At 56.8% G+C, this 1,365-nt stretch carries 1 pseudogene; it reads right to left on the bottom strand.

From position 1 onward, the window contains the following. Window positions 1–663: 663 nt before the first annotated feature. Window positions 664–1,365 (bottom strand): annotated as a pseudogene (locus QMZ05_RS40810) (L-serine ammonia-lyase, iron-sulfur-dependent, subunit alpha); the annotation flags it as partial.

The raw sequence follows: 1,365 nt of genomic DNA, 5'->3' as shown, positions 1-1,365 counted from the left end.
GTCCTTACGTTGTACCGACCAGCGTACATGGACATTCAATCGCGCCCCCTCTAGGCAGCGATCGGTTAAGTAGCAGATGACTGTGTGCACTCGTTGCACTCTGAAGAATGCAAGCAGAAATGAGCTCGGAGCTACTGACTGATAAGCACAAGCTCGCGAGACACTTCGTCACGGCGGCAAACAATCCTCTTCCCTCACCTTATCTTGGCCGTCACCATACCCCCGCTGCCAAACATATTTCGTCAAATACCCCCGCCCTACCGAGGATTTCCTGCGTCCCGCGCCATTCAAACGGTGAGAAGCGAAATCTTGGTCCACAACGGCACCAGAGCACAGCGGTCGTCATTAGGCCTGCATTTCTCTACGGCGATCAGCCGCACGGAGCTATCGGGTCGATGGTTCAACCTGCATGTGCGATCGGAACGCGCTAAGGCGATGGGCCACGTCACGGCACGTGGGATACCCAAGATTCACCGCGCGCGTCCGCACTCGGTCTGAACGTGCTGTAATGGTCCGCAGTATCGGCAGGATCTCCGACTGCGCCTTTCTAGTCACCTCCGTGCCAGATGAGGATCTGACCGGAGGTAGCCCTCTTTGTTTTGCCTAAGAGTGGTGTCGTAATCCTTTCTCGAGCCAAGCCTGAATTAAGCTGGGGTTATCCAATCAGCACAAGGTCACGTTGGCGGCGAGTCCACCGAGCGATGGTTCTTTACATTTCATTTGCATGTCGGCACCTGTCTGCCGCATGTTTTCGATCCCTTTGTCTAGGGCGACGTAGTGATGGCCATCGCCCGAAAAAGCAATCTGCGCAGCTGTGATTGCCTTTGAGGGCGCGGATAGCATTCCGCTCGATGCAGGGAATCTGAACCAATCCGCCCACCGGATCGCAAGTTAAGCTGAGATTGTGCTCCATCCCGATTTCGGCCGCATTCTCGATCTGCTCGTTGGTGCCATCGAGTACCGCGGTCAGGCCGGCAGCTGCCATTGAGCAGACGACCCCGACTTCGCCCTGACAACCCACCCCGGCGCCCGAGATCGAAGCGTCCTCTTTGTATAATGACCCTGTCGCCGCCGCCGTTAGTAGAAAACGATGGATTTCGGTGCCCCCCACTGTGGGATAAAAGCGGCAGTAATAATAGCCCAGGAGCGGGAATGATGCCGGCGGCTCCATTTGTTGGTGCGGTCACGACGCGGTTGCCCGCCGCATTTTCCTCGTTCACCGCGATGGCTAATGCGGTCACCCAGTCTAATGCCTGCAGCGGGCGCGCAACTTGGTTACAACCGTAGTCCTCAAACAGTTGCCGATAACGTTTCGGAGCGCGGCGTCTAACATGGAAGGCGCCAGTCAATTCGGCCTCCTGGTGC

The sequence above is a fragment of the Bradyrhizobium sp. INPA03-11B genome, from assembly GCF_040446015.1.
Classification (GTDB): domain Bacteria; phylum Pseudomonadota; class Alphaproteobacteria; order Rhizobiales; family Xanthobacteraceae; genus Bradyrhizobium; species Bradyrhizobium macuxiense_A.
Note: the sequence above shows the minus strand (reverse complement) of the source record. Positions and strands in the feature narration are given on the sequence as shown.